This window comes from Paenibacillus sp. 37 (assembly GCF_008386395.1).
In the GTDB taxonomy this organism is placed as follows: domain Bacteria; phylum Bacillota; class Bacilli; order Paenibacillales; family Paenibacillaceae; genus Paenibacillus; species Paenibacillus amylolyticus_B.
In genome coordinates this window covers 3074579-3095710 of sequence record NZ_CP043761.1, presented here as the reverse complement: position 1 = coordinate 3095710, position 21132 = coordinate 3074579, and the positions used below count along the sequence as shown (strand labels likewise).

15 protein-coding genes are annotated in these 21132 nt (G+C 47.1%); 5 read left to right on the top strand and 10 right to left on the bottom strand.

The window, feature by feature from the left end; translation table 11 throughout:
* Positions 1-440: 440 nt before the first annotated feature.
* Genes F0220_RS13460 through F0220_RS13450 form a run of 3 tightly spaced genes read left to right on the top strand, consistent with a single transcriptional unit; the run spans position 441 to position 2112 of the window.
* A complete protein-coding gene (locus F0220_RS13460; RefSeq protein ID WP_036608521.1) occupies positions 441-866 on the top strand; it encodes a DMT family transporter in 426 nt (141 codons plus the stop codon).
* 44 nt (positions 867-910) lie between these two features.
* On the top strand, positions 911-1609 hold the full coding sequence (locus tag F0220_RS13455) for a Crp/Fnr family transcriptional regulator (RefSeq protein ID WP_105598527.1): 699 nt from the start codon (positions 911-913) through the stop codon (positions 1607-1609).
* A 14-nt stretch (positions 1610-1623) separates the two neighbouring features.
* Positions 1624-2112 (top strand): DMT family transporter, encoded by a 489-nt coding sequence (locus F0220_RS13450; protein ID WP_105598526.1) that lies wholly within the window; start codon positions 1624-1626, stop codon positions 2110-2112.
* An 86-nt stretch (positions 2113-2198) separates the two neighbouring features.
* Here the strand turns inward: F0220_RS13450 and F0220_RS13445 are convergent, their stop codons facing one another.
* The 4 genes from F0220_RS13445 to F0220_RS13430 form a co-directional block, all read right to left on the bottom strand.
* Positions 2199-2915 (bottom strand): YebC/PmpR family DNA-binding transcriptional regulator, encoded by a 717-nt coding sequence (locus F0220_RS13445; RefSeq protein WP_091017712.1) that lies wholly within the window; start codon positions 2913-2915, stop codon positions 2199-2201.
* A gap of 277 nt (positions 2916-3192) precedes the next feature.
* Positions 3193-4914: an assimilatory sulfite reductase (NADPH) hemoprotein subunit gene (gene cysI, locus F0220_RS13440; RefSeq protein WP_105598525.1), complete on the bottom strand. Its 1722-nt coding sequence runs from the start codon at positions 4912-4914 to the stop codon at positions 3193-3195.
* A 53-nt stretch (positions 4915-4967) separates the two neighbouring features.
* Positions 4968-6803: an assimilatory sulfite reductase (NADPH) flavoprotein subunit gene (locus tag F0220_RS13435; protein ID WP_105598524.1), complete on the bottom strand. Its 1836-nt coding sequence runs from the start codon at positions 6801-6803 to the stop codon at positions 4968-4970.
* 218 nt (positions 6804-7021) lie between these two features.
* Positions 7022-7399, bottom strand: coding sequence for a winged helix-turn-helix transcriptional regulator (locus tag F0220_RS13430; RefSeq protein ID WP_105599126.1), 378 nt, complete (start codon positions 7397-7399; stop codon positions 7022-7024).
* 187 nt (positions 7400-7586) lie between these two features.
* On the opposite strand from F0220_RS13430, the gene F0220_RS13425 reads away from it, so the two are divergent.
* The gene (locus tag F0220_RS13425) at positions 7587-8147 is read left to right on the top strand and encodes an NAD(P)H oxidoreductase (RefSeq protein WP_105598523.1); all 561 of its coding nucleotides are present in this window, start codon (positions 7587-7589) and stop codon (positions 8145-8147) included.
* Positions 8148-8316: 169 nt separating this feature from the next.
* Here F0220_RS13425 and F0220_RS13420 read toward each other — a convergent pair whose 3' ends face one another.
* Entirely contained in the window at positions 8317-13512 is a 5196-nt protein-coding gene (locus F0220_RS13420; protein ID WP_223199940.1) for an S-layer homology domain-containing protein, read from the bottom strand.
* Positions 13513-13991: 479 nt separating this feature from the next.
* Positions 13992-15548 (bottom strand): ABC-F family ATP-binding cassette domain-containing protein, encoded by a 1557-nt coding sequence (locus F0220_RS13415; RefSeq protein WP_017688769.1) that lies wholly within the window; start codon positions 15546-15548, stop codon positions 13992-13994.
* 197 nt (positions 15549-15745) lie between these two features.
* On the opposite strand from F0220_RS13415, the gene F0220_RS13410 reads away from it, so the two are divergent.
* Positions 15746-16219 (top strand): SET domain-containing protein, encoded by a 474-nt coding sequence (locus F0220_RS13410; RefSeq protein WP_091031152.1) that lies wholly within the window; start codon positions 15746-15748, stop codon positions 16217-16219.
* Between the two features lie 229 nt (positions 16220-16448).
* Here F0220_RS13410 and F0220_RS13405 read toward each other — a convergent pair whose 3' ends face one another.
* From F0220_RS13405 to F0220_RS13390, 4 genes are read right to left on the bottom strand one after another with little or no spacing between them, the layout of a single operon-like run.
* A complete protein-coding gene (locus F0220_RS13405) occupies positions 16449-17069 on the bottom strand; it encodes a DUF1349 domain-containing protein (RefSeq protein ID WP_223199939.1) in 621 nt (206 codons plus the stop codon).
* A gap of 37 nt (positions 17070-17106) precedes the next feature.
* Positions 17107-18453 carry a dihydrolipoyl dehydrogenase family protein gene (locus F0220_RS13400; RefSeq protein WP_105598520.1) on the bottom strand — a complete coding sequence of 449 codons (1347 nt, stop codon included), beginning with the start codon at positions 18451-18453 and terminating at the stop codon, positions 17107-17109.
* A 50-nt stretch (positions 18454-18503) separates the two neighbouring features.
* Positions 18504-20018, bottom strand: a complete 1515-nt coding sequence (gene opuFB, locus F0220_RS13395; RefSeq protein WP_091016761.1) for an osmoprotectant update ABC transporter permease/substrate-binding subunit OpuFB — start codon at positions 20016-20018, stop codon at positions 18504-18506.
* Positions 20011-20985 (bottom strand): ABC transporter ATP-binding protein, encoded by a 975-nt coding sequence (locus F0220_RS13390; RefSeq protein WP_105598519.1) that lies wholly within the window; start codon positions 20983-20985, stop codon positions 20011-20013. Before F0220_RS13390 ends, opuFB begins: the two co-directional genes overlap by 8 nt.
* Positions 20986-21132 lie beyond the last annotated feature (147 nt).

Below are 21132 nucleotides of genomic sequence, written 5' to 3'. Positions count from 1 at the left end.
CTTACTATGCTCCGGGGACGCTGGGCAGACTCTCGTTTCATTTCCTGGATAGCTAACGTACCTGACACACTCTATTGAGCTAAGATTTGCCGATTCTCAAAAGTAACGAATCGTAGACACCCTATTCCTTCATCCCCCCCTGTTTTACCGCCCATTTCTAACCGACATGACCCATTTAACGTCGCTTAGGTCCCCTAGATTTCTCAATTCAATCGAATCAATACAATAAGGTGTCACTGGTTCATTAGAGATCATGCTCACCAAAAATGAGTGCTCCCGCGCATTACCGCGCATCTCTTCATGCCCCAACTGGATTTCCCGGGTTCTTTATTGTACTCTAGATGCTGTGACTTCAAAGCTCAGGACATTTGTCCTTGGCGTTCAGAGTCAATTTATCATTTAATAATAGAAGTCGAAGTGATTGAATAAGGAGCGTACATATGAGAGGAATTATTTTTGCATTACTGGGCGGCGCGTGTATCACGCTCCAAGGTGTTGCCAATACTCGGATTAGCACCGACATGGGCACATGGCAGGCCGCTACGATTACACAACTGACAGGATTCATATTAGCAGCGCTGATCCTAATGTTTGTTAGAGACACCAACCTTCAAGGACTCAAACAAGTAAAACCCATGTACTTGGCTGGAGGTGCTTTTGGCGCCGTCATTATTTTCAGTGAAGTGACGGCCATTCAGCAAATCGGGGTTACATTCACGATCTCGGCCCTGCTCATTGCTCAGCTATTCCTGACTTTTTTGGTGGATAGCAACGGATGGTTCGGCGTGGTGAAACAAAAGATGAAACTGCCGCAATTTCTGGGCATTGCCTTAATGGTGACTGGTGTTATTATTATGAAACTATAGTTTTGGAGAAGAATTGAAACATATCGTCGGGGGTGAACAACAGCGTGGAAGAGATCCATAACGAGCAACAATTAATACATTATCTGAAGCAATATCAACTCGAAAAGGTATTTCACGAGCCCCTGCGTCCCCATATGACGTTATGCCACTTCGAGAAGTGTGAACTGATCTGTCGTGAAGGGGAAGCCTCTGAATATTTATACGTGTTGGTCGAGGGTAAAATCAAGATTTTCACCACCTCAGCTCAGGATAAAACGCTGGTGCTTTGCTTCAAGTCACCGCTTGAAGTCGTCGGTGACATAGAATATGTCCGTGAAAGCGATATTGTCAATACAGTTCAGGCCGTCTCACCTGTGGTGATGCTTCGCATTCATTATCAATGGCTCGCTGAGCTTGCCGGCGATTATGCACCTTTACTTAAATTTTTGCTCAAAATCATCTCACACAAGTTCTATATTGACTCGAACTTCTCCAACTTCAACCTGATGTATCCCGTTGAGGTTCGGCTAGCCAGCTACCTTCTCTCCATCTCGACAGAAGAAGCTGGTAGTGTCGTTCACGAAGATCTGGACGCGTTCAATCTGACCGACATTGCGAATCTGATCGGTACCAGTTACAGACACCTGAACCGGGTCATCCAGAAGCTCTGTGCAGACGGGTTAATTGAACGACATCAAGGATTGATTATGATCAAAGATCGATCGGGTCTACGTGAAATAGCAGGTCACAACATTTATGAATAAGGAGTTCGACAACCATGTTAATTACAGGGATTTCGCTTGCGCTCTTGGCAGGTGCACTTGTCAGTCTGCAAACGATTTTTAATAGCAAAGTCAATGAACGCACCGGTTCATGGTCCACAACAACGTTGGTGCTTTTCACCGGATTCATTGCTTCGTTCCTCATCTCTCTGCTCGTGGAGGGCAAGAATACATTCAGCTTTCAGCATATGCAACTCTGGTACTGGCTCAGTGGAGCCATTGGTGTTGGTGTGGTCTTCTGTCTCGTGCAAGGTATGAAGCTGCTTGGCCCCACATATGCCATCTCGATCGTACTGACATCCCAACTGAGTTTTGCGCTACTATTTGATTCCATGGGGTGGCTCGGTCTGGAGCAAATTCCTTTTTCGTGGAATCAGCTGCTTGGTGTACTTGTCATTGTTGGGGGAATTGTATTGTTCAAGTTCGGTGGGGGGAAATCGGAAAAATCAGAGCAGTCCCCTGGAACACTTCAGTCTGACTCATAAACGAACAAAAAAAGAGTGTCCGTCCAATCCCGTAGATTGGTCAGACACTCTTTTTTTACAATCAAACCACGTATCGCCTCGTTCTCTTAAACGAACTCTACGTTATGGTAGACCTGCTGAACATCTTCAAGGTCTTCGAGCGCATCGATCAGTTTCTCGAACTGAGCTTGTGCATCCTCTGGAAGTTCAATATGATTTTGCGCAAGCATGGTCAGCTCGGCTACTGTGAACTCCGTAATACCGGCTGCTTTGAATGCTTCCTGTACAGCGTGGAATTGATCCGGTTCTGCATATACGATCACCGCTTCGTCTTCATCCACGATATCACGTACATCTACGTCTGCTTCAAGCAGAAGTTCAAGTACTTCCTCGGAATTCTTGCCTTCTACACCGATTACCGCTGTAGGATCAAACATGTAAGCAACAGAACCGCTGACACCCATGTTTCCCGCGTTTTTGTTAAACGCAGAGCGTACTTCCGGCGCTGTACGATTTACGTTGTTGGTAAGTGCATCCACGATGACCATCGCACCATTCGGTCCGAAGCCTTCATAACGCAACTCTTCATAGTTCTCATCCCCGCTGCCTTTTGCTTTTTCCATCGCACGATCAATAATGGCTTTGGGTACATTATACGTTTTGGCACGTTCCAGCACGACTTTCAGTGCACGGTTCGCTTCCGGGTCCGGTTCGCCCTTCTTGGCAGCTACATAGATCTCAACGCCGAATTTAGCGTAGACCCGGCTCGTATTTGCATCTTTTGAAGCTTTTTTTTCCTTGATATTATTCCACTTACGACCCATATCGTTTCCGCTCACTTTCAACATGTAATCTGCTTTCTACTATGCCATTATATCTTGTTGAGCGTACTTCAACAAGTTAATACCTACGAAAAACGGGGAGTAACTGCGGTGATTATCCATCTCCATTTGAAGATTAGCCTCAGTTTATCCTCTCATAATCTCTCAGCAACAACTAACATTACCTCTACTCACTCCATATATAACAAACAAGAAGCACCCCATAAGGAATGCTTCCGCCCTAAATCAGTCCTAATTTCAGGTCATCTTACCCGGTCCATTAAGCGTGAAATTGTCGACCATCCAACACTTCAGGAACATAACCCGCACGAATGACAAAGTCTCCGAAATGTTCCCCTTCATTGCGCTCTTTGGCATACTGGTTCACCATTGGAGTTAACGTGTCCAGAATCTCGGTTTCGCCAATGTTTTCTTTATACAGCTTATTCAAGCGATGTCCGGTGAAGCTGCCACCGAGATACATATTGTATTTCCCAGGTGCTTTACCGATAAATGAAATCTCCGCCAGCATCGGTCTTGCACATCCGTTCGGGCAACCCGTCATACGAATGACAATCTCTTCGTCTCTCAGCCCGGCTTCGTCGAGTACAGGCTCCAGTTTGTCGATCAGAGACGGTAAGTAACGTTCGGACTCAGCCATCGCAAGGCCGCAGGTTGGAAGCGCAACACAAGCCATCGAACTTCTGCGCAGCGCAGAATAATGTGCACCATCGGTCAGGTTGTACTGTTGAATGAGTGCTTCAATCTTTTTCTTCTTCTGGCTGCTAACATTACCGATGATTAGATTTTGGTTCGCAGTCAGACGGAAATCACCCGTATGCACTTTGGCAATCTCACGCAAACCCGTCATGAGAGGATATCCATCCACATCCTTTACACGACCATTTTGAATGAACAGCGTGTAGTGCCATCTGCCATTATTGCCTTTTACCCAACCATATCGATCTCCGTTCGTCTCAAAATGATACGGACGTGCCGCATCCAGTTTCCATCCCAGACGGCTGGTCAGCTCTTCGACAAACCATTCCACACCACGATCATCCAGCGTATATTTGAAACGAGCATGTTTACGAACTGCACGATCTCCATAATCACGCTGAATCATAACTGTTTTCTCTGCAACATCAATCATTTGCTCCGGCGTACAGAAACCAATGACTTTGGACACCTGAGGATAGGTTTTGGCGTCACCATGAGACATCCCCATGCCACCGCCAACGGATACGTTGAAGCCTTGCAGCTTGCCGTTCTCCACAATAGCAATAAAGCCAAGATCCTGTGAATAGACATCCACATCATTGGATGGTGGTACAGCAATACCAATCTTGAACTTCCGTGGCAAATACACTTTGCCATAGATTGGTTCAACTTCTTCGTCGGAGTCCTGGGAATCAATCACTTTCTCTCCGTCCAGCCACAGCTCATGATAAGCCCGTGTGCGAGGGTCCAAATGATTACTCACCTGACATGCCCACTCATACACTTCAGCATGCACATCAGATTGATTTGGATTCGGGTTACACATCACGTTACGGTTTACGTCCCCACATGCAGCCAGTGTGCTTAGCAACGAATCGTTCACTTCGCGAATGGTGTTCTTAAGATCCCACTTCAGTACGCCATGCAGTTGGAAAGACTGACGTGTGGTCAGACGAATGGTCTCATTCGCATATTTATGTGCCACTCTGTCCATCATCAACCATTGCTCCGGGGTTACAATTCCACCGGAAGCACGCACACGCAACATGAATTGGTATGCAGGCTCCAGCTTGGATTTGTGACGCTCGTTACGCAGGTCGCGATCGTCCTGCATATAACTGCCATGGTGTTTCATCAGACGGTTGTCGTCCTCTGGAATTGCACCCGTGATGCGATCAGCCAACGTTTCGGTCAGACTTCCGCGCAAGTAATCACTTTTGATCTTTATATCTTCCACATCGCTATTCGTGCGCTGTGGGTTAAGTAAGTTATTATAAACCATGCTGCTTTCTCCTCTCGTCTCTGCGGGATGGTGCAGTCCGGCTAGGCCGGTAATTAATAGACGTCCCGCTGATAACGTTTCTCCTGCTGTAACCGTGTCAAATATTCCGATGCCTGCTCAGGCGATAAACCGCCTTCTTGTTCAAGAATCGTGGTGAGCGCAGCATGCACATCATGTGCCATTTTTTTCTCGTCACCACAGATATATATGCTTGCACCTTCCTGAAGCCACTGGTACAACTCTTTGCTGTGTTCCAGCATACGATGTTGTACATACACTTTCTGTTCCGTATCACGTGAGAAGGCTACATCCATTTTCGTGAGCACACCATCTTTGAGCCAATGTTGCCATTCCGTCTGGTACAAGAAGTCAGTGGCGAAATGCTGATCTCCGTAGAACAGCCATGTCTTGCCCTCTGCTCCTGTTTCTTCACGCTCACCAAGGAAAGATCTGAACGGCGCTACACCTGTACCTGGGCCAACCATGATGATCGGTGTATCCGGGTTCTCAGGCAGCTTGAAATTCGGGTTATGCTGTATATATACAGGCAGGGTGTCGCCAGCTTCGATCCGTTCAGCCAGATGTACCGAGCACACACCATAACGTTCTCTGCCACGCGCTTCATAACGTACCGAGCGAACGGTAAGATGAACTTCATCCGGGAAAGACTTCGAACTACTCGCTATGGAGTACAGACGTGCCGGAATTTTGCGAAGAGCAGCGACGAATTCTGCAGCAGGAATCCCTTTCAGATTATAATCATGAACCAGATCCAGCAGATCACAGCTATTCATGACTGTACGGAATTCGGAATCATCTGCGAGTAACGCCGTCAGGCCACTCCCAGGATTCAGTTTCGCAAGTTGTTCCACGACCGGTTTCGTCACCGCTGTAATTTCAAAATAACGCAGCAACGCTTCGTGCACAGATGCCTGATCCCCGTTTTTATTCACGGTCACGCGTTCATCGGCATTCCATCCCATAGCTGCAATCAATTCCTCCACAAGGCGCGGATGATTTTCAGGGAATACGCCAAGGCTGTCACCTGGCTCGTAGTCCAGGCTGGAGCCTTCCAAAGACAACTCAATGTGGCGTGTTTCACGGTCCGATCCTCTGCCGTTCAGATTGAGATTCTCCAATACTTCCGCCTTGAATGGATTCGTACGATCATATTCGGATTCCCCGCCGTTCACCGCAGCTGTAACTGCCTCAGTGGTTACCGTACTCGAAGCAGCAGATGTACTGCTCAAGGATGCCAGTACTTCATTCATCCACTCCGCAGCTGCTTCATCAAAATCAACATCACAGTCCACGCGCGGTACAAGGGCTGTACCACCCAACTCCTGCAATCGTTTATCGAAGTCCTTACCTGTCTGACAAAAGAACTCATAGGAGGTATCTCCCAGAGCCAACACCGAGTAACGAAGTCCTTCAAGCTTCGGAGCCCGTTTGCTGTTCAGGAATTCATGCAGCGGAATCGCATTATCTGGTGGTTCGCCTTCGCCATGCGTACTGACGATGATGAGGAGATTTTCAATTTTCTTGAGTCCGTTCGGTTTGAAATCCCCCATCGATGACAACGTTACCTGAAGACCTTGCTCTTCAAGTTTCTTGGCCAGCTTCTTCGATAGGCCACTGGAATTACCGGTTTGCGAACCGAAGAGCACGGTAACTTCCCGAGATACTGGCTTAGCACTTTCAGGTGCAACACCTGTAGTTGGTGCAGCCTGTACCAGGTTAGCTGGAGCCGCTATTGTTGCGCTTGCCTGAATTGCTGCAATATATCCGCTCAACCAAGCCCGTTGTCCATCGGTCAATGTAGGAATAAGACGATTAAGCAGTTCAACTTGTTCTTGATTAAAAGGGCTATTTGTCACTTGAAGTTCCACTGTTTGCCACCTCGCGCATTGCTTCGATTTTAATTCCGACTAAAATCATCACATTAATTTAATTTCTTCTCTCTAAAACCTAACACACCGGGTGTTGAGGGTCAATTTCAATGATTTTATAGCATTTATCAGTTTCGCTGATAAAGGACAAAAAACAACAAAAACCCTCCTTTTCAATTCAAGGACGGTTTTGTTTTATTTTTAATTGCACGGCCAGCTCAAGTTGAAGTTGAGAGTGGAATATAGTCACTAAAATGATCTCCCAGCACACTGCTTTTATCTCCGTATACTCTGTCCAAATGATTTTCTCCCCACAGACATATGCGATCAATGATGTCCTGTAGTGTCAAGCCGTACTCTGTCAGCTCATACTCTACCTTGGGCGGAATCTGGGGATGGATGATTCGATGGATGATTTCATTCTTTTCCAGTTCACGAAGCTGCTGGGTTAAGACCTTCTGGGTAATGCCAGGAATGGCTCTGCGAAGTTCGCTGGTTCGTTTTTTACCTGATATCAGTTGATGCAGGATAAGAATCCTCCATTTTCCACCGACCAGTTCCAGCATCGCCTGCACACCGCTCTCATATTTTTTCATTTCTTGTTCCACTTGTACTCCCCCATAATTCACATATATGTATACCCGTTATTAAAAGTAACCGAAGAACCCCAAGGTATCTACAGCACTCTCAGGTGCGTACTTCTCAATACGATGTCATGAATCTTATAATAACATTGGTCAGAATGTTTAACCAAAAAAAAGAAAAAAGGATGGTTACTCCTACATGAAAGTTAAACTGGTCGTTACTCACCCAAGACAGGATTCCCTAACATTTGCCGTGATGAATCGTTTTATAGAAGGTATGCAGGAGAATTCCCATGAAATCGATATCCTCGATCTATATCATGACGGATTTGATCCACTATATGGCGTAGAAGATGAACGAGACTGGCAAAATCCCGATAAACAGCATGCCCCTGTGATTCGCAAAGAGCTGGATCGTGTGCTTGCGGCTGATACCATTGTATTTGTTTTCCCGATCTGGTGGTACAATGTTCCCTCCATGCTCAAAGCTTATCTGGACAAGGTATGGAACATGGGGCTGCTGAACAAGGCAAACTCCAAAAAGGCTCTGTGGATTGCACTAGCTGGAGGAACGGAGGCTTCATTCCATAAATACGACTATTACAACATGATTTCCAATTATCTGAATAATGGGATCGCAGGTTATGCAAGAATGCAGGAATCCCGAGTCGAATTTCTCTATGAAACGATCTCAGAATCCAAAGAACATATCGAAGGCTTGCTGGAACAAGCCTATCAAATCGGAAAAAACTACAATTAACAATGCACTAACATTACAATTAACTACTGCAAAAGCATAGGAAGTTACTCGTTCGTTGAGTAGCCTACTTTTCACCCATTGGGGGCGTACAATCAAGAAGGCTTACTCCAACCTAAGTTCCAGGTCAGAGTAAGCCTTCTTTTTCATACACTACGATTCTGGTGTAACATTAGTTATTCCATACCAGTTTGCTCATCATCGCATACAGCAACGTAGCCGATTCAGCTCTGGTCGCTTCGGCAAGAGGCTTCACCTCACCGTTGTACCCGTTGGCGATGCCCAGATCCACAAGTAAGGCCACACTATCCCGTGCATAAGAGCGAATCTCGGAAGCGTCGCTGAAACGAGTAAGTTTATCTGTTGCAGCCGTCTCGGAGTTAACCAGTCCAGCCGCTGCAAGTGCTCTGACTGTCAACGTCATCATCTCCTGACGAGTGATCGTGGACTCTGGCAGGAAGCGCCCGTCACCAGTACCACTGGTGATACCTAGTGAGCGCGCAGCTGTAACTGCTTCGTAGTACGGAGCCTTTTCGTTTACATCAGTGAACGCATTCCCGGAAGAAGCATTCAAGCCGAGCGCAGTCATCAACCATTGCATGTATAGACCGCGAGTCATCTCCTGTTTTGGATGCAACTCTGTGGAATCACCACTTGCCTCGGCATCAATCACGCCTCGGACTGCCAATGCCTCCATCGCTTTCTTGGCCCACTGCACTTCTGCAAGATCTGCGAATGTCTGCTCCACAGACACAACAGCATAATTTTCGGTGAGTGACGTTACGGAAAATACAAGCTGCCCGCTGTTTGGATCGTAGTAACTTTGCGGCAAGGGGCTTGCCACACCGTTCGCGCCAATGACAAATGCTACAATCCGATCCTGCTGAGCATTTTGTGTTGATGGGAAAGGCAGATGAAGGTTCAATCCGCTTTTCAATGGCAATGGTTGACCATCCAGTTGAAGTTCGAGCTGGACTCCATATTGCGTGCCAAGCTGATCTGCAACTGTTTTTGGTAACTCGGTTCTGACCAATCGGATGGATGCCATCCCATCACCAACGATGTCCTTCGTTAACAGTGTCGCAGGAAGCTCCAACATGCCCAGCTCTGTAACCATGTTGAACACATGTGACTCACCCTGATCTATTAACGCAGAGGCAGGGAGAGATACTTCATATGCCGTTGCTCCCGAAACCGGCTTCAACCGTAGTTCGACCAAGCGCCGACCCGCATCTGTTACGGGGGCAACTTTAAAAGCATCTTTGATCGTTGAAGCATCCACGTTGGACTGCACTACACCCTTCTGGTCAGGCTTTCCCTGCAACTCCAGAACGGAACGGTCTTTCTCCGGTTTAGGTTGTGGTGCAGCATTCCCTGCACCTGGGCTAACACCTTCTGATTGTCCGCCATTGTTGCTTGAACCTGAACTACTCCCTGAATTTCCACCTGAATTGCCGCCCGGGTTGCTACCCGAACCAGGGTCCGATCCTCCGGGGGAAGAAACAGATGCAGGCACCTTCACCGTCAAAGGTACAGTCAAGGCTCTTGTGTCGTCAGAAATTCGAGTAATTTCCAACTCCAGTAGTACTGTTGTTTCCTTAGAAGGTGGGACAATCGTTCCATCCGTCTGAATGACGGACGGTACCGAACTGGAAGCGATCTTCACCGTGAAACCTTGCGGCACACTTGGTAATTTCATTTTTTTCGCACCTACTGAAGGTTGTTCCAGTGCCGTAATGCCTGTAGCTACATCGGCAGCAGTCTGCTGAGCCGTATGCACCTGATAAGCGGAAGATATACCTCTCACGGACTGCCCTGTCGCATCCAAAGCTTCCACTTTGTAATAATATTCCGTGCCGGGGTTCAGTTCACTGTCCGTGTACTCCCGTCCATTGCCGCTATAGACCACCTTGTACTCACCTTGCTCGCGATCTGAGCGGTAGAGCTTGTAGCTTGCTGCTCCAAGATGAGCATCCCAGTGAAGCGTTGCACTCGTTGAATCCACCGCATCCGCATTGAGACCAGCACTGTCATTAACTGGTGGCGTAGCATCTGGCTTAACGATCATTATCCAACTAATCATCGGGTCCTGTGATGCCGTGTTGCGTACGGTTAACTCCAGTTTGTTGTCCGACACAATGATGCCTTTGTCGGCTCTAACACTGGCAGGCGTAAACGTAACAGCCCCGGTATTGGTGCCATTGATGATGAAATTGGCTCTGCGCGATGCATTCGTCCACGGATCGTTGAATCCGGCGTACACATCATATGTTCCGTTCGGTACATCAAATCTGTAGGTTAAGTCTGTGCCTTTTGGAGAGTTGCTGATATTGCCACCGTTCAGATAACGTACGGTCGAGAAAATATCTCCGCCATTCGAGCCGGATGACAGTGCATCTGCGCTGGTGTATCCCCAATTGCGACCCTCTGCCGGAGCGTACATCTGGTCTGCCGTTCCCGGGTTAGCCAGTGTTCCTTTCATATAGGCACCCATAAGATTGTAATCAGCCGTTTCGTACCCTCCACTATTCACAAAATATAGGGCATTCTCTGGAATGACGTTTACACGAACCGCCTGCTTTTTGTTGTTATATTCCGGTGTCGTTACCTGTAATGTGAGTGGTCCTGGCTTAGCAAAATCTTCTGCCGTCATGGCCCGGTTATCAATTGTCCATACTGCTGGCGTTGACACCAGTTCACCACCGTCGCGTACATTCAATGTCGTTGGCAGAGATGGCACTTTGCCAAGCGCTACCGCTTCTGGCAACGGATCAGCGATATCCACCTTGCCCATCGAATTCAGCAGATCCGGTGTCCAACTGTTATACCACTTGATCGCAATGTCGGAGCCTATTCCAAACTCAATGGGCAAGAACACGTATTTTGCAGCATCATTCGAGAAATTGCCACCATTCCACGTATCCCCAACGTAAATGAATTTGCCTTTTTCGGGATCGACCGGAATGACGGATGTGGTCTGTGTGCCAAATGCCTTGCCTGGATCAGGATCACTCGGCAACGTGCGCACGAACGGATTGGTCTGCGTTGACCACGGCCCAAAAATGTTATCCGCCACCGTCACTTTGTTTTCGTTAGGGGCCCAGCCGGAAGCTCCGGAAGTCAAAATATAATATTTTCCCTGATACTTGAACATTGCCGGTGCTTCGCGTTGCCCTCCAGGGAACACCCGCACGTAATCTACGCCGTACTCGGCCTGATAGGTGGAATCACGTACCGGATTGCCTTTGTCATCCGTTCGTCCTTCCTTATGCCAACCTGTTACGTCACTGTAGTCTTCATTCAGTTTGGAGATATAGAGCGTCAGGTTTTCTTCACTGGAATAGATCAGATAACCGGTGCCGTCATCATCCTTGAACAATGTCATGTCACGTGCCATGCCCTTATCACTTGGGAAATAATCTTTCTCCCCTTCCGGAGCTCTGTCCATTCGGTAACTCTTCTGATACACAAAAGGTCCAGTTGGAGAGTCGCTGATTGCATAACCGGCCCGCGCCTTACCGTAGTTCGCATTATCGTTGTATGGGTCCTTGTCACCATCCATGTGGGCCCACATCACGTATTTCTTTGTTTTGTCGTTGTAGATGACCTTCGGTCGTTCAATGATCCGTCCTTTGCGAATATCTGCCCAGATATCCACGCGGTCCTCACGCCCCGCATACAATTTGGAAATCAACGGGTCATGGTCAAAATCATCCATGGATTGAAGTGTCGATAGAGCCATGCCCTCATCTGTCCAGTTCATCAGATCCTTGGAAGAATACACACGCACACCAACCGCTGGCCAGCCGCCCTTATGATATTCGCCATACCAGTAATAGGTCTCCGTCTGTTCATCGTAGAAAAAACCAGCCCCATGCGCATCGATCGGTTGACCATCCAGATCTGGCCACAATTGCCCTGGTGTAATGCTTGTGCGAACTGTGGCAACACCCAACGGTGCGGATGCTGGAGAAGTTACGCCGTCCACGGTCGCCTGAATGATGTAAAAATATCCTGTGCCCATCGTCAGACCACTATCATTAAACGTATTTTCACTGCCACTATAGACCTGCTGATACGTACCCGTAGCACTGGTAGACCTGGAGAGCGTATACGTTACATCAGATCCAGTAAGGGCATTCCACCCCAGAGAGATGGATGTATCCGTCACAGCTGTAGCAGCAAACTCTGTAGGAGAGTCAATGGAGTACGTCGTAGCTTCTGCAATGGTGAAGGCTGACTCCCCAGCTGTATTGAAGGCCATTACGCGATAGCTATAACTGTTGCCCGGCTCAAGTTCTTTATCCGTGAATGTAAGCCCTTTCCCTTCATAAATCTGCTCGTATTGCTCACTGCCAGCTTCAGCCCGAACCACGCGGTAACCCGTTGACTTGTCCACGGCGGACCAAGATAACTTCACGCTCGTTGCGTTGAGTGCTTCGGCCTTCAATTCGCTCGGAGCCTGAGGGGCGGTCGCTGTAGTTCGTACTTCCAACGGCGCAGACCACAAGGACTCAGTTAGCCCCCCGTATTCATAGGCAAGCTTGTAATAGTAGATCGTGTCCCCGCTTAATCCTTCATCCGTGTGTCCCAAAGTTCCGGTGTTGGTTACCAGGGAATAGCCCCCTTCAGGTGAGTTTGAACGGTACAGGCGATAGGCTGATGCACCCACGATTTCAGACCATTGCAGGGAAACCGAAGACGCTGTCTGCTCAGCAATGGTGAGCAAAGCATCGTTCACTGGTGGCTGCTCGGCAATAATAACGTCATCCATATGTACCGACTGCCACTTATTTCGAATGCCAACAACACCTGACCCAATGGAAGAATCGTTTAAATCAAATACCAACCGATCGGAGCCATTTTCGGCGATATATCCTCGAATGGTGTTACCTGATAGCACTATCTTAAGTGTGTACCACGTATCTTTGGCAAACGCATAGTCCACCGTTTTCAACGTTGTATCGCCGTTATTTACCTTTTTGCTGAAGACCAATTTGTTGTTAGGCACCTGCATTTGAAAATAATAATAGTTGCTCTTATCTTGGAACCGCGGCAAAATGCCCGGAAATCCTTTACCTTCTCCTGTATAAAAGCGCATGGACACGGTCATGTCCGACATGGAGTCTCCAGTAGAGATGATGCCTTCATTGGTATCGCTCTGGAAAAGTGTGAAGTTGGACGCATCTGTCGGGTCCGTGATCACTTCCCAGTTGCCTGAGCTTACGTTCCACGCGGGTGATTCCGTGTAATCCCCATCCGAAAAATCGTCCTGCAGCAACGTGGCGGGTATACTCCCCAGATCGGCATACGCCTTACTTGGTAGCATCAACGGTCCGGAAGACAGCGCAAGTGTTGCAGATAACATGAATATCATGGGTTTCCTGAGTTTATCCAATGTTCATTCTCTCCTTTGGCGTGAAAGATGAAATCATGGTTCTTGATGCCGCGGTGTTGTTGTTCAACCTATCCTCAGCAGCCGGCGTTCAGTACAAAAGCGGGGTCCACCTCCTTATTTTAATGAAACCGGTTTCATTAAAGAGTAAAAAAAGACCCGTCTTCCCTTCTAAGTGCAAACTGGTACCCATACGGAATACCGTGTCTTCTTCGCCCCTATGCAGTGAAACAGGTTTCTAATATATAAATGTAATCGCTTTCTTGAATTATATTATTGCCTTATTCAAGCTGTCAACTGTGAATTGGGCTCCAACATTTTTCGTTAAAACCACGCAAAAAAGGCGCGAGTTCTGCCTGTTTTGCAAGCAAAATTCGCGCCTTTTCTCATGCTTCGAGCTTGTTCGCAAGCTCGCACGTATTATTAGTCCGTGACTTTTGAACAACCTCTATTTAGAATACTTTCGTGGTCCACGACTCACAATTCCACGTCTCTGTAACTACATCACGGTAGAATTCCGGTTCGTGGGAGATTAGAAGAATACTGCCTTTGTAAGCCTTGAGTGCACGTTTCAACTCTTCCTTGGCATCAACGTCCAGATGGTTCGTCGGCTCATCGAGTACAAGCAGGTTGGTTTCGTTATTGATCAGCTTACAGAGACGCACTTTGGCTTTCTCCCCACCACTTAGTACAGCTACCTTGCTCTCAATGTGTTTTGTAGTCAAACCACATTTTGCAAGTGCAGCACGCACTTCGAATTGGGTATAGGAAGGGAACTCCTGCCAGATCTCTTCAATACATGTATTGTAGTTGGCATCCTTCATCTCTTGCTGGAAGTAACCAATCTCCAGATGTTCACCACGTTGAACGGTTCCTTCCAGAGCTTGAATTTCACCCAGAATACTACGCATCAGAGTTGTTTTACCAATTCCGTTCGCACCAACAAGGGCGATCTTCTGTCCACGCTCCATACGCAGATCCAGTGGTCTGGACAACGGTTCGTTGTAACCAATTACAAGACCTTTGGTTTCGAAAATGAGCTTGCCGGATGTTCTTGCATCACGGAAGTTGAACTGCGGTTTCGGTTTCTCCTTGGCGATCTCGATGACATCCATCTTGTCGAGTTTCTTCTGTCTGGACATCGCCATATTACGTGTAGCTACACTTGCTTTGTTACGCGCTACAAAATCCTTGAGGTCAGCAATCTCTTGTTGTTGGCGCTTGTAAGCCGACTCCAACTGCTGTTTTCTCATCTCATGCACTTCCTGGAAATGATCATAATCGCCCACATAGCGAGTTAGATTCTGGTTCTCCATGTGATAGATCAAGTTGATTACACTGTTCAGGAACGGAATATCGTGAGAGATCAGAATAAAAGCATTCTCATATTCCTGCAAATAACGTTTCAGCCATTCGATATGCAATTCATCAAGATAGTTCGTAGGCTCATCTAGGAGCAAAATATCGGGTTTTTCCAACAGCAGCTTGGCAAGCAGTACTTTGGTACGCTGTCCACCACTCAGATCATTGACGTCTTTATCCAGACCGATATCCGTCAGACCCAGACCACGTGCGGTTTCATCCACCTTGGCATCGATCATGTAGAAATCCTGATTTGTCAACGTATCCTGAATCGTACCCACGTCTTCAAGAAGTTGTTCAAGCTCCTCAGGAGTTACATCGCCCATTTTGCCATACATATCATTCATTTCCTGTTCCATGTCGAACAAATACTGGAACGCGCCGCGAAGCACGTCACGGATGGATTGGCCTTTGTTCAATACAGCATGCTGGTCCAGGTAACCAACACGCATCCGTTTGGACCACTCCACCTTGCCTTCATCTGGCTGAAGTTTTCCTGTAATAATGTTCATGAAGGTGGATTTACCTTCACCATTAGCCCCGATCAGACCAATATGTTCGCCCTTCAATAGGCGGAATGAAACGTCGTTAAAGATAGCACGGTCACCAAAACCGTGACTTAATTTTTCTACATTTAATATGCTCATTCATGACACCTTTTCTATATAGACTTAATTCTTTGTATATTATAAGCGTTATCTCCTGCACAACTCAACGCCCTATTAAAAAATATTACACCTTTTTGTCTGAAATTTGCCTTATATGAAAGTATGGGTTAAAATTTTGCCTTAACGAATTATTACTATATAGAACGGAGCTCTTCGAAGAGCATCAGGTGAAAAATATGATTGAAGTGAAACAATCCAAGTTGGGTGATGGTGGTGAGTTTAACCGCGGGGTATTTGCTACCGTTGATATTGCCAAAGGAACGCTTATCCATCAGGCACCCGTTGTGCCTTACCCAAATGAAGATCATGAGCATGTCGAAAAAACGATTTTGGAAGATTACGTGTTCGAATACGGGGCGAATCATACCGCCATTCTGCTCGGTTACGGCAGTCTGATCAACCACTCCTATGAACCTAACGCTACTTATGATATCAATTTTGATAACCACACCTTTGACTTCTACGCGTATACAGACATCAAGGCTGGCGAAGAAATCGTCATCAATTACAACGGTGAGGAAGACAGTATGGACCCGTTATGGTTCCTGGACGATTACGAGGAGCGTATGCTGGAGTTCAATAAGTCCAATGATGATGAGGGTGAAAAAGAGACTGAACCCCAGTCCCTGGATACGGACACGAGTAAATAAACGTTAAACTCAAGAAGTTTTGCAAGCACTCTATTGTATGTGCGAAAGAACTCGCTGAACCCGGTGAATGATGAAATGAGTAACTGAAGACTCTTCATAGTCCAAAGTTTAAACACAAAAAATAAGCAAGTCCTCCGTTAATGGAAGACTCGCTTATTTGTGTTGTCTTGCTTTCTAAGCCAGATTCACCTGTTCATGTTTCATTGTTTAGCGTGCATCTTAACTTGTTTTAATCCGTAATCGGTGGATCTGTGTGCAAGTCTTGATCGGGTGTCGTGGATCTCCACTTGGTAAAGGCTACTTCGAACCCTGCACGCTTCGGTGAACACAAAAATGGACCTGCGTGTTTGTTCGTCGGATAGGCAAACCGTGCAACCCGAATCGTACGCCAAGGATGCTCATCTGTGCGAGCACGAATGACAACAGCCTCATTACTGTAGGAAGCTCTAATCGTCACAATTCGTCCACCCCACTCAGGTACAGGAGATAGGGACCAATCCGAATATGTATCCGTCACGACAGCTCCAACATGAGCAACACCGTCATTAACCTCAACTCCGGCCTTGATCCATTGATCCTCTCCGTGCCATAACATCAACCCCGCCTGATCATATAATTCGGTGAATGAGCTTAGATCAAACGATACCTCAATCGCTTCCGTTCCGTCCCATGGAGCAAGCATGGCGTGTCCATCCCGATGACAGAACCCGTAGAATGTGTTCTCCCAGAAGTCACTGCCTTCCCGAGCTTCCACAACGAAACGATCCCCATCCATCCGTGCAGCAACGGGTTCCTTCGTCCACTTGCCTTCATGAAGCCCAATAAAATCCGATGACATTGTTGTTTTCATCCTTCCTTCCGTCCCTAAAGGGAGTTCATCATCACTTCTAAATTAAAGAACCCAGGTCCGATGCAGCAGTAGGATATGCAAAATTCATGGTGTTTAACTGATCGATAGTCAAATCGAACTGAATCGCCATTGCAAAAAGGTTAATCAATTCTTCTGTTTTGCTCCCGAGCACATGCGCACCCAGAATACGTCCGCTTGATTTGTCGATCACCACTTTGGCCATGGCAAATTTTTCATGAGTTCGCTTGTAAGTATACCATTTCGACATATCATTTACCTGCACCTCGTAGCCCTCATTCTTGGCTTGCTCCGTGCTCATACCTACAGCTCCAAGGGCAGGGACAGTAAACACAATGGAAGGCATCACTTTATAATTAGGTTTATGTTGATTTCCCTCCAACAAATTGAACGATACAGCCCGGGATTCCTGACCTGCTAACGGGGTCAAAGGCAACCCTTTCGTATCGGTTACATCGCCAGCAGCATACACTCTCGGATTACTTTCACTTTGCAAATACTCGTTCACCGCAATACCCTTTTTGCTGTAGCTGACGTTGCCTTTCTCCAATTCCAGCCCATCCACATTGGGAACACGCCCGGCTCCATGAACGACAAGTCCGCACTGCCACTGGTGATCTGCACCATTGCGTGTGCCATGAACGACATAGGCGTTCCCCTCTTGCCGTATGGACTTCACCTCCGCGTTCAAGTGAACATGAATGCCGATCTCTTTCGATTTTTGCAACAAAGATTCTACCAGCTCCGCATCAAACGATTTCAGAGGCTGTTCACTCCGATGCAGGATATGGACTTCCGTCCCGGCTCTGGCCGCAATATGCGCAAACTCAAATGCAATGTATCCACCGCCTACCAGAACTAATCGATCCGGCAGCTGTTCCAGATCCAGAAAGTCATCACTATATATCAGATGCTCTGATCCCTCAATCTCAAGTGGCGCAGGTCTTGCACCAGTAGCAATCAGAATGTGTTTGCCATGGAGCACTTCTTCTCCCACTTGAATATGGTTTTCATCGACAAATGAAGCTTTACCATGGAACGTATCCATTCCGGCCTGTTTGAATTGATCTTCACTTGCTCTAGGTATGCTTTCGGTAAAGGTGCGTTTAAAGGCCATAAGTTCAGACCAGTTGATGGTCGCCTGTCCCTGAATACCTTTCCCTTGCATCCGTTCATTCCAGTCAATCAGCTCAGCCGCTCCAGCCAGCACTTTCTTGGGATCACAGCCACGCAGTGCACACGTTCCGCCGAACTCACGTTCATCAATTACAGCAACTCTCCAGCCAGCTTCAGCGCAACGGGTGATTACAGAGCTTGCCGCGCTTCCTGTTCCAATTGCAATCAAGTCATACGTTTCTTGTGTCATCATGGTTCCTCCTCATCCTTTTGGTACATCTATTGCAGGGATGCCTGAAGTTACAGCAATCCAGCCTGTTTAAGGTACTCTGCTGCAACCTGTTCAGGATTCGCTCCCTCTACGTTCACGTCATAGTTCATCTGACGCATCTCATCATCCGTAATTTTGCCAGCAAGCTGATTCAACACCTCAACCAGTTGTGGATATTGATCTGCCGTTTCTTGACGAAGCATCGGCGCGCCTTGATACGGTGGGAATAACTCCTGATCATCCTCCAGCACAACGAGTTCATATTGTCTCAACTCACTATCTGTGGAGTAGGCATCTACCAGATTGATATCGCCACGTTGAACAGCACCATAGCGAAGCTTCGGTTCCATTGTTGCAACGTTCGGGAATTCAATCCCATACTTCTTCTGAATGCCAAGGTAACCGTCTTCCCGATCCGAGAATTCCAGCGTGAATCCTGCCTTCATTTGCTGTTCTACCGGTTTGAGATCCGAAATGGTCTTGAGATTGTATTGATCTGCGATGCTCTTTGGAACGGCCAACGTATACGTATTGTTGTAATCCATAGGGTTCAGCAGCACCATGTTGAACTGGCTCAGCATTCCATCTCTTGCCTGTTCGTACACCTCAGTCCGATCGGTGCTGACTGCTGTTTCCTTCATGAATTCGGAGATCGCTGTCCCGGTAAATTCGGGATAGATGTCAATATCACCCGACTTGAGTGCATTGAAAAGGAATGGCGTTTTGCCTAATCCGGGTTTTAGTTCAACGGTCAGGTCTGTGTCTTTTTCAATCAACAATTTGTACATGTTAATCAGAATCTCCGGTTCCGCCCCCAATTTCCCGGAAATGACGAGATCCTTCTGTCCACCACGTGCCACGAAGGGAATGGTAATCACAAGTATCGCGATCAGAGCTAGCGAACCCAAGGTAACCAATGTTTTCTTGAAGGATAACCGCTGGAATTGACGCAATAGTACATCAAACAAAATAGCCAACAAGGCTGCCGGAATGGCTCCAAGGATAATCAGTGCCGTATCATTCCGATCAATGCCCAGCAAGATTAATGCACCCAAACCTCCTGCGCCAATTAAAGCAGCAAGTGTTGCCGTTCCTACAATAAGTACCATAGCAGTCCGAATTCCGGCCATAATAACAGGCATCGCCAGTGGCAGTTCCACTTTGATTAGGCGTTGCCAACTATTCATGCCCATCGCATTCGCCGCTTCCACCATGGAAGGATCAACTTCGGATATGCCTGTGTACGTGTTGCGGAGTACCGGAAGCAGCGCATACACCACCAGTGCAATGATTGCAGGAAGGGTACCTATGCCGAATAACGGGATTAGCAATCCGAGAAGCGCCAAGGAAGGTATCGTCTGCAACACAGCTGTGACCCCGATAATTGGTTCAGCCACTCTGGGTTTGCGAGTAAGGTATATACCCAGCGGAATAGCAATGAGGACAGCAAAGAACAATGCGATAAATGAGATCTGAATATGTTCCAGCAGAGCAGACAACAACTGACCTTTGCGCTCACTGAACACCTCCGTGAATCTACTCATGTCCTTCACCTCGTTCCTGTAACTGACCAGACCAGTATTTCATCAGATCAACTCGACTGATCTCGCCAATAATCTGGCGGTTACGTTCAACCAGCAGATGGTCATGGGAAGCCATGATATCAACTAACTCCGTCAACGTAATGGATGCAGGAACAGCAGTTTTAGCTGATTTTGGCACATGACCCGGTGAGAGTGGTGACATGATGGATTCGAGATCAAATTCAGATTGTGAACTCGTATCGGTGTTAGGACTTCCAACAAATTCACGTACGAAATCATTAGCTGGCTGTCGGATCAGTTCTTCCGGAGTGCCTACCTGCAAAACCTGTCCATCCTTCATAATGCAGATGCGATCCCCCAGCTTCATCGCTTCCTGAATATCATGGGTGACAAATACAATTGTTTTTTTCATCTGACGCTGGATATCCAGAATATCGTCCTGTAATTTCTCCCGACTCATCGGATCGAGTGCACTGAATGGTTCATCCATCAATACAATCTCAGGATCGGCAGCGAGTGCACGCAACACACCTATTCTCTGCTGTTGTCCTCCAGATAACTCGGACGGTTTGCGCTCACTGTACGTATCTCCGTGCAAACCAACCATGTCCAGCAACGTATGTACGCGCTCCTTGATTTGATCTGACTTCCATTTTCGCAGTTCAGGAACAACCGCAATATTTTCGGCAATTGTCATATGCGGGAATAGTGCAATCTGTTGCAGTACATATCCGATATTCCAGCGCAATTCGTGAATGTTGTATTCATCGATTGGGCGTTTATTAATGCGCACTATTCCATCTGTTCGCTCAATCAGGCGATTGATCATTTTGAGCATGGTGGTTTTGCCACATCCACTCGGACCAATCATGACAAACAGTTCTCCCTTGTTAATGTTGAGGTTAACCTGGCGCAAAGCCGTTGTTCCATCAGGATATTGTTTTGATACATTTTCGAACTGAATCATTCGCTCTATTCGCCCCTTTACCTAACATTCATCCTCATCTATTTCCCCAAAAGTGTGTTCGTATAATCACTGCTTTCCGAAGTGTCCCAGGTTAGGGAGAGATCCATATTTGAATCAACGATGTCAACATGCTGGTAGACATGCAAA